The sequence below is a fragment of the Paenibacillus sp. FSL H7-0331 genome (assembly GCF_001956045.1).
This window is the reverse complement of sequence record NZ_MRTH01000019.1, coordinates 143,132-152,029: the sequence shown is the minus strand read 5'-3', so window position 1 is coordinate 152,029 and position 8,898 is coordinate 143,132. Positions and strand designations below refer to the sequence as shown.

Genomic DNA, 8,898 nt, shown 5'->3' with positions numbered 1-8,898 from the left:
ACATCATACAAGGATTATGGCAAAGGTTTCAGCGTTCCCTCTGCTCTCTGGACATAAGAGCCTTCGTATTTTTTTCTCTTCATCGCAATTTATGATGGTTTTTATGATAGCACAACGCTTTCCATTTTTCAAATGGAATTCTGCTTCAGCCTGTCAGATGGTCATGGTCATTCCTCTGAAGATTCTGGGGGACTGTTCAAAATAATATATTAATATCATCCCAACCATATACAAGTTCTTTTAATTTTTTTCCAGAAAACTCTATCTCCACGGTGTCGATGCACTTTCCCCCAAGCTCTTCATAAAATAGGCGGGAATTATTATCTTCTAACACCAAAACAACCAATGATTTCATTCCGAGTTGCTTCAATTCATGAACAACGGATTTCACAAGTATCGTTCCTATCCCTTGACCTTGATATTCTTTAAGCAAATAGATTGCGTTTAATTCCCCATCATAATCCAGATACTTTCCACTTCGTTCTATGCCTCCATCTGCAAAACCGACAATTTTCCCTTCATCATTTACTGCTACAAACACAATTCCTTGAGGAATGACATTGTTCCATAATTGCTCTCGTCTTTCATAGGAAAGATTATGTAAGAAGTCATCTGAAATAATATGGGTGTAAGTTGTTCTCCAGCTATCGACGTGTACTTTGGCAATCCCTTTCGCATCAGCTAACTCAGCCCTTCTTATTTTCATATATATACCTACATTTCGTTGTATAGATTTTACTAATGCTTATAACCTTCCTCCAGTTCACACTTTTGACGCAAGTGATGACGCAAATGCATATCGACAAGAGCAAACCACTCCTGCGCGTTCAGCCATCCAAAGCCAGCATGTTTAACTTTGTAGTTTGGGTTGATCGTATCAAGCTTCCCTTCCCATTCTTTTATTTTTCGCCACACTTGATCGAGTCCACGCATAAGATCTTCTATACTTTCCGTATTGCTGGGTGAGTTTGCAGGCCCGTCCGGCAGCTTGATTTTTATTGGCGGGAATCCGCCGAGCTGATACAAATGTTCTCCAGCCTCTGTCTTCCCGAGCTTTTGCTCTTCACCAGCTGCCGCACACATTTCCACTTGGTCTAGGTAATCGAGCGAAGCGAGGATCAAGTGATTGTACATTTGGCCGAGAGACCAAACCCCTTGCTCTGAAATATGCCTTAGTTGCTCCAGCGAATAGCTTTGTAAAGAACATTTGTAGGTTTCAATCCATTTCTGATCACTCAAATGAACCACTCCTTTAACTCTAATCACTGCTGCATGCTTGACCTGGAATTCAAGCCATACGTTATTTTATGTCATTAAGTATAGTTGTCTCACATAAGGCCGCAATTCAACCACAGTTTCAAGAAAAGTGGTATACACATGAACCAGTGTCTTGTTAGGGACGTCCTGTTTAAATTCCCGCTGCAGCAAATCGACCACTTCCTGCAGCTCGTGGCGTACATGTTCCGGCTTTGGAAGCTCCTGTATACGGGATGCCACAGCTAGCAGAAAATCATGGATCGATTGTTTCTGTGTGTGGGAGTCGATGGGGTTAATGTGATTAAAATAAATACTCGACTCATTGAGCACAGGTCTGCCCTGTTTAAGAAGTATATCATTAACAATGGCATCCATCCGTTCAACTAAGAAATGCGCCAGTTCAGCCATCGGGAGAGCAATCACCTTTTGATGAGCGTAAGTGATATACTCCCTCAGCTGACCTCTAAATATAGCCACAATATCCCAAATATATGTCTCAATACGATTTCCGTATGCTTCATAAAAACAATCCCGGTGCCAGGTAAGCATGGTAGCACGTTTCTTCTTCCAGACTGTAACAAACTTCTCATTACTGGTGATAGGAAGCTCCTTGAACTCACTCAGAAAAAAATAATTTTCTAGCGTATATTGGAGCTGAAATTCAATTCTGCGCCGCAATCTCTCCATAGGCGTTACATCACCTTGTTGGCGATCCAGCTCTCTGGCTAGCTCGAACATGATGAGATGACAATCCTCAAATACAGCCGTAAACAAATCTTCCTTGGAATCAAATATTTTGTAAATACTGCCTTTGGCCATGCCGCACGCTTCCGCGATATCCTTCATCGATGCGGAGAAATAACCTTTTTCTATAAAAACAGCCTTGGCTGTATGTAAAATTTGCCGCTTCTTCATTTCTTCAAGATCAATCATACCCTCACCTCTCTGTTTATTCTGACATGCTTTCCTGACACGGTCAATAAAGGAGTTGACACCAAAAACTCAACAGTCATATAATGAACTCATTGGTTTCTACATATTGAAAAGGGCTGCCAAGGCATGGTGCTTTGGACGCCAACAATCGAGCGAAAAGAAGTGATGATGCTATGAAAAGTTCTCTTTCGGCCGATAATAAATGGGTACAGCTGCTTTATTCCGGGGTGCTTGCCGTGATTGGCGGGTATTTATTTCAATGGATTCATTGTCCCATTCCATGGCTGCTGGGTCCCATGGTTGCGGTTTTTGCAGGATCCCGACTATCCAAAAAAGTTAAACCTTATTGGTCAGGGTCCTTGCGCGATACTGGAATGATTATTGTAGGCTACATGCTGGGGCTCTCATTTACACTGGAGACTTTTGCACAAATCGGTAAGCAACTGCCCTCTATGGTGCTGCTCACTGCACTGCTGCTGGTCTGTTCCTGCCTCATTGCCTGGTTGGTAGCCAAATTTTCCGGTCTGGATTTCCCTACCGTCTTGATGGGAAGCATTCCTGGGGGTTTGAGTCAAATCATCGCTTTGGCCGAGGAGCTCAAAGGGACTGATTTAACGGTGATTACCTTTTTGCAAATTTCGCGAGTCATCATGATTGTATTCTTTGTCCCTTTGCTCATTTTTAGCCCGTTATTCGGCTCACTGCACCATTCTCTTCCTATTGCTGGCTCAACCGCCGCCGCGAGCTGGAGTGGATTATTCCCGCATATTATGGTGTATGCCGTTGTATGTACAGGGTTTGCATTACTTTGGAAAAAAATTAAATTTCCCACAGCGTTTTTGCTCGGACCGATGGTTGCAACAATTGTTCTCCATCTATCCGGATTTTCAGGACCCACTCTACCCCCGTCACTTGTAAATATTTCACAATTGTTAATTGGCGGTTATTTGGGACTTATGCTGAAGCCTGAAAACCTGAACAACAAAGTTAAAATTATGGTGCTTGCATTATTAAGCGGAGCTGCATTGCTGACTTGCTCCATCGGTTTGAGTCTCCTGCTGGCATTCATGCATGCAGTACCGCTGTCCACCAGCTTTTTGAGCTTATCTCCGGGTGGGATGGATCAGATGGGCATTATAGCAAAAGAGGTTAACGCAGATCTCTCATTCGTAACCTGTTACCAGTTATTCCGAACTCTATTTATTTTCCTCGTAGTGCCGCCGGTACTGAAGGCACTTTTCAAAGCAAGGCTGCGTCCAGAGGGCCCGTTACCAGATAAAGCAAGTTGAGTATCCAGCAATAAGAGCACACATCCAAGGGAATCAAAGTCCTTCATATGACACAATAAAAAAGAGCAGCTCGAATGCAATCATTCGTCTGCCCTTTTTTAATCGCGTCAATCCATATGGATTAGTTGCGGTTAGCTTCTTCATCAAGTTTACGTTTGTTACGGAAATGCTGCACTACTTTGATGACGCCCACAACCAAAGCCACGACAGCTAATATGTTGACCAGCAGCCCCAAGATATTCCCGAGTCCCCCCAAGTCGCCCAATAAGCCGCCGAACAGCATACCAGCCAAACCACCGATGAGTAGACCCTTCATCAAACCACCATTAAAAAATCCCGGTTTTGCTGTTGTACCCGGATTTGTAGTCGTATTTGGTGTTTTGGTAGCTGTGCTTGGATCGGCTTTGTTGGCGCCGCTGTTTTGATTCGGAGTTTTGTCCAGATTGATGCTTTTCTTAGGACCCTTGTAAGACTTGGCAGCATCTGCTACGTCTACGTGACTGAACGATATGGCAATCATTAACCCCAATATAACCATAGATAACTTTTTCCACATACCATTAACCCTCCATCATTATTTTAAGTATTTTATAACTAATAGTTATAATACGAAAAATCGGATCAATGGTTTCATTTTTTTCATTGTTATTACTAGACCTATGGCGTTACGACATATGCGGTTGTACTCCAGGCAAGCAATTAATAAAAAAAACTGATGACTGTCCAAAGCTAATCGGATTCGTTCCATCTCTTGCTCATATGCACTATGTTCTCTGATTCCCTATAACATTCGCTGTAGCCTCGGGACTGCCAGAACGGATAACCTCCAGGCAAATACAACGAAGTATGCAAATAGCTCTCGCCGTAACCGACTTCTCTGGCAAATTGTTCAGCTTTCTCGTACAGACGACCTCCGATTCCCATTCTTCGACTATCCGGGTGAATATAGAACTTGACGATTTCGCAGACCGATCCGCTTCCGAAAACGGGTTCAAGTTCAGGAAAGCGCCTATCGTACATTCGGACCGCAGCAGTGCCGATAATACGGCCATTCATGTCCTCAGCTATGAAAAAACCTGCATGTGCAGGTTGTATGTACACTTCTTTAAAGAAAGCCAGATCATGCGGATTCTCATAATATGAACCTCGCGGGTACAAATCGCTCATCATGGCTAGTACAAAATTTTTAATTTCCGTGCCCCTAGCCGCATCCGCTGAAACGATTACAACCTCTTTTCCTTGCTTCATTAGCATGTTCCTCCTATCTCAACTGGTTTCAGCTTACTGCATCCGGCTTTCCATCGTTCGGTTCATCAACGTTATATATACGGCGATAGCTGCCAATCCTGCGCTTACTGCATACATCGTGCTATATGAGAATCGATCCGCTATCGGGCCCATAGCCATGCCGCCCATGGAAACACCGAGATCGGCTGCTGCAATAAACAGTCCAATGCATACATTTCGAGAGGTTCCCGGCAGTACAAATGTCAAATACGAGGTTAGTGTCGGGTACAGAATCGCCTGGGCAATGCCAATGAGAACCGCTGCGGCATACAAAGCAATCGGACCCCATGCCAGTGATAAGGACAACAATGATGAGCCAATAGCTCCAATCAAACAGATGCCTCCGACAAACCACGCATGCCATTTGCCGTCAGAAGGAATACGTTTACTGAGCGCGAACCGGGCGACAACAACAATTAGAGACTGTATCATCAGATAAAGTCCGGCATGTCCATATGAGATTTGCCGGGCATACAGCGGGATGAATGCGGTCACAGTTCCGAACACGACAGATGCAATCATCATCAGCAAGCTGCAAATCAGCAGCGGGCGATTGCTTACGATGTGACTCAGTAGGGCTCGCATTCCCGTTATTTCTTTAGGGGCATTTCCCTGCGGCCGGACGGAATGTATGGGAACACTGTAGCCAAACATTCCCGTAACCAGCGCAATAACAACCATTGTTATCGTAAAACCGCTCATACCACCATGATCCCATATCCCAATTGCCATCAATGGGCCGATAATCGTCGGGATATACGTAAACAGCGAATACAGCGACAAGCCTTGAGAGCGCTGCTCCTCTGGCAGCGCGTTAATAATGCCGATCTGAAGTGCCATTGAAAAAAATGCGGTGCACACCCCCTGCATCACACGAGCGGCCAAGTACCCCTCCAATCCGGTACATGTATACAGAACTAGGGCCAAGCCATTGACGATCAACAGGAAACGAAGCACAAGGATAGCTCCATGTTTCTGGACCAGATGACCAGCCCATGGACGAAATAACATGCTGGTGAACATATAGGCGCCCATAATGAATCCGATGTGACTATTGCTTGCACCCAATACTTCACTTCGTATAGGCACGATGACATTAAGGATCGAATTGGCACTAAAGAATAATAGAGCAAGTGTATACAAGCGTACGAAAGGCGCTGAAACGGCCTTGTTTATAATCATTAGAAATATCCTCCGGCCTGTTGTCTCCTATGTGTAGTCGTTGTTGGTTAACCGCGGTCGGGCTTCGTCTTCAGTTTGTACGGTAGACGAAGCCGCTCCCCTCATACGATGATTGATTAGTCTATAAGAATGGAACTCCCCTCGTGGTAATCGACCCGGTTTAATATCTCTGAATTTATATGTAACGTGGAATCCGGAACTTCCAAGCCGTCAATTAAGTCTGATCTATAGTTGGCACTATCAGCAGGGCACGTGCTCCAAGGCTGCAGCTGCCTGGCCATCGTGCGGATCGTTTCAATATCAGCTGCAGTCGCAAAGCCTTGTTGTTCCATCCATTCATCATTGAACAGGGTTTGTATGTAACGCTCCCCTCCATCCGAAATCATGCAGACTACACGTTTATCCAGTGTCAGTTCTTGTGCAAGCTTGAGGGCAACTAATGCGCAAGCTCCACTAGAGGGCCCCATTAGGATCCCTTCATGACGGGCAAACGCTCGAGCTGTGAGAAATGCTTGCTCATCCGTAATTTTATAAGCACAATCAATATAAGCCATGTTCAGATTAATCGGTGTCCAACCCAGACCTACCCCTGGTATTAGATACGAATCCGTGTGTCCTCCAAAAATTGCAGAGCCTACAGCATCCACTCCAATGACTTGCACATCAGGTGCAAACGTCTTTAGATACTTCGAAATCCCGCCTAATTGCCCACCGGTACTCACCGCTGTAATAAAGACCGCAAGAGTGTTCGAGCACATTTCCATGATCTCACGGGCTGTGCTATTAAAGTGTGCTTCACTATTAAGAAGATTAAAGCATTGATCAGGCCGATACGAATTTGCTATTTCCTGCGCCAGCTTGTTGGCCAGGGAGATTCTTGTTTTATGATAGCTGCCACAGTCATCCTGTTCAGTTACAACAATGACCTCTGCGCCAAAACATTTTAATAACGCCAAATTAGTACTTGTTGTTTTGGGATCTACCAGAACGATGACACGATAACCTTTGGCCGCACCGATCATAGCAAGGGAAATACCGAAGTTGCCGCTTGAAGACTCGATGATCGTGCCTCCAGGCTTTAGCAATCCTCTGCGCTCAGCTTCATTAATAATATAAATCGCAGGTCGGTCCTTGATGCTTCCTCCAGGATTGAATCGTTCATATTTAAACAGCACTTGACCTTCGTTCGCTTTATTGGTGTTGGGAATCGTGATGAGCGGCGTATTACCAATGGTCTCAAGAATACTGGTGATCATAGCTTATCATTCCTTCCTTAATAAAGACCTTCTTCCATGTCACCCGCACATTTAAGCAGTAACTGCGTATGCGGCTGCTTACTTTCATGGAGCAGCTCACTTGCTCGTTTGACTTCACTGAAGCTTCCATTGTTCATAACTGCGATATGGTCACAAAAGGAACGAAGAACTCTAATATCATGTGAAATCATAAGAATCGAAAATTCAAATTGCTTGTGTAATCGTTGCAGCAGTGCCAGGATCTGAGCCTGCACCCTCATATCTAGTGCGGATACCGCTTCATCACAAATCAGGACCTTTGGCTTCAACACCAGCGCTCTGGCAATGGCTATACGCTGACATTGACCAGTGCTTAGCTGAGGAGGACGCCTGATCTGTGTATCCCCGACAATGCCCACTTCTTTCAGATAGAAGGCTGCCAGCGCTTCCCGTTCTCTATGCGATCCGATTTGCAAGTATTGAAGCGGCTCCTGCACCAATTGCAGCGCATTACGCCCTGGATTAAGACTAGCTCTGGCATCCTGGAAAATTAATTGGATTTGCTTGCAAATTTCCCGCTTTTGTTGGCCTTGCAGCCGGCTAATATCGGTTCCACGATACAACACACGTCCTCCGCTCGGAGATTCCAAGCCGATCATACATTTGGCTAAAGTTGATTTGCCGCAACCGCTTTGTCCGAGAATGCCTAATATTTCCTTCTGATTCAACGTTAGATTCACATCATGCAGAACACGCTTTGTCCGATTAAAAGTCTTTTCCAGCTGAATGATTTCGAGCAAGGGTTCGTTATGCTGTTTCAGCAGCTCACGATCATGCGATGGCCTTGGGATTTGAGAGCGGGATACCAGTAATTGTCGAGTATAGGCTGCATGGGGCTTCGATAATACGGATCTGGTATCGCCTTCTTCCTCGATTACTCCTTTATTCAACACAATTACTCGATTACTTATGGCATTCGCCACGGCAATATCATGGGTAATCAGAAGAACGGTTAAGCCAAGCTCCTCCTGCAACCTTTTTAATAGATCAAGCACCTCTTTTTGGCTCACCGTATCTAACGCAGAGGTCGGTTCATCTGCAACAAGAACTGCAGGCTTGAGACACAATGCCAGAGCAAGACAAATACGTTGACACATGCCGCCACTGAGTTGAAATGGATAACATTCCAGAATGCTTGACGCATCCTTAAAGCCCAGCATGCTCAGCAATCGTGTACTTATGGAGGCAACTTCATCCGGAGCAGCAAGCCGATGAAAGAGCAGACTTTCTTTAAAATTCTCTTTTATTTTAAGAACGGGGTTAAGTGCTTGCTGGGCATCCTGGAAGAGCATTGCGATTCCTCTTCCTCTAATCAGATCCCATTGAACGGTCTTACCAGACAAATCCGCGTTCAACGTGGAGCCCATCTGCAACGTTCCACCAGCTATATGTGCAGAAGGGGGAAGCAGCCCCGTGATGGCCTTGGCTATCGTTGATTTCCCTGAACCGCTTTCTCCTAACAAAGCAAGAATCTCGCCTTTTCTCAAATCAAAAGTAAGATCATCCAATATGTTAATGGATTGCTGGTTATGCTTATAGATCACTTGCAGGTTGGTGACCTGCAATATCTTCTCGCCCTGTTTATCCGTCATGTTCGATCCTCCCACCGTATTGCGCAGCAAAACTAACCTCGTAAGCGAGGTAAGCGAGACTGA

The 8,898-nt window shown here is 45.0% G+C and carries 10 protein-coding genes; 2 read left to right on the top strand and 8 right to left on the bottom strand.

Annotated features, from left to right (window positions below; translation table 11 throughout):
* Positions 1-205, top strand: a 205-nt coding sequence (locus BK127_RS44530; RefSeq protein ID WP_218639036.1) for a hypothetical protein, incomplete at its 5' end; no start/stop codon positions are given.
* Here the strand turns inward: BK127_RS44530 and BK127_RS25450 are convergent.
* The 3 genes from BK127_RS25450 to BK127_RS25440 all read right to left on the bottom strand — a co-directional run bounded on the left by BK127_RS25450 (position 197) and on the right by BK127_RS25440 (position 2,190).
* The gene (locus BK127_RS25450; protein WP_076234331.1) at positions 197-706 is read right to left on the bottom strand and encodes a GNAT family N-acetyltransferase; all 510 of its coding nucleotides are present in this window, start codon (positions 704-706) and stop codon (positions 197-199) included. The genes BK127_RS44530 and BK127_RS25450 overlap by 9 nt on opposite strands.
* A gap of 32 nt (positions 707-738) precedes the next feature.
* Positions 739-1,239, bottom strand: coding sequence for a DinB family protein (locus BK127_RS25445; RefSeq protein WP_076234330.1), 501 nt, complete (start codon positions 1,237-1,239; stop codon positions 739-741).
* Between the two features lie 66 nt (positions 1,240-1,305).
* On the bottom strand, positions 1,306-2,190 hold the full coding sequence (locus BK127_RS25440; RefSeq protein ID WP_076234329.1) for a TetR/AcrR family transcriptional regulator: 885 nt from the start codon (positions 2,188-2,190) through the stop codon (positions 1,306-1,308).
* A gap of 173 nt (positions 2,191-2,363) precedes the next feature.
* Between BK127_RS25440 and BK127_RS25435 the strand changes: the two genes are divergently transcribed.
* On the top strand, positions 2,364-3,479 hold the full coding sequence (locus tag BK127_RS25435) for an AbrB family transcriptional regulator (protein WP_076234328.1): 1,116 nt from the start codon (positions 2,364-2,366) through the stop codon (positions 3,477-3,479).
* A 121-nt stretch (positions 3,480-3,600) separates the two neighbouring features.
* On the opposite strand, the gene BK127_RS25430 is transcribed toward BK127_RS25435, so the two are convergent.
* The 5 genes from BK127_RS25430 to BK127_RS25410 form a co-directional block, all read right to left on the bottom strand.
* Positions 3,601-4,035 carry a hypothetical protein gene (locus BK127_RS25430; RefSeq protein WP_076234327.1) on the bottom strand — a complete coding sequence of 145 codons (435 nt, stop codon included), beginning with the start codon at positions 4,033-4,035 and terminating at the stop codon, positions 3,601-3,603.
* A 173-nt stretch (positions 4,036-4,208) separates the two neighbouring features.
* Entirely contained in the window at positions 4,209-4,727 is a 519-nt protein-coding gene (locus BK127_RS25425; protein ID WP_076234326.1) for a GNAT family N-acetyltransferase, read from the bottom strand.
* 33 nt (positions 4,728-4,760) lie between these two features.
* Positions 4,761-5,948, bottom strand: coding sequence for a staphylopine family metallophore export MFS transporter CntE (gene cntE / locus BK127_RS25420; protein WP_305954325.1), 1,188 nt, complete (start codon positions 5,946-5,948; stop codon positions 4,761-4,763).
* Between the two features lie 116 nt (positions 5,949-6,064).
* Positions 6,065-7,204 carry a cysteine synthase family protein gene (locus BK127_RS25415; RefSeq protein WP_076234325.1) on the bottom strand — a complete coding sequence of 380 codons (1,140 nt, stop codon included), beginning with the start codon at positions 7,202-7,204 and terminating at the stop codon, positions 6,065-6,067.
* A gap of 17 nt (positions 7,205-7,221) precedes the next feature.
* Complete coding sequence (locus BK127_RS25410; protein ID WP_076234324.1) at positions 7,222-8,835, bottom strand: ABC transporter ATP-binding protein; 1,614 nt, start codon at positions 8,833-8,835, stop codon at positions 7,222-7,224.
* Positions 8,836-8,898: the final 63 nt, after the last annotated feature.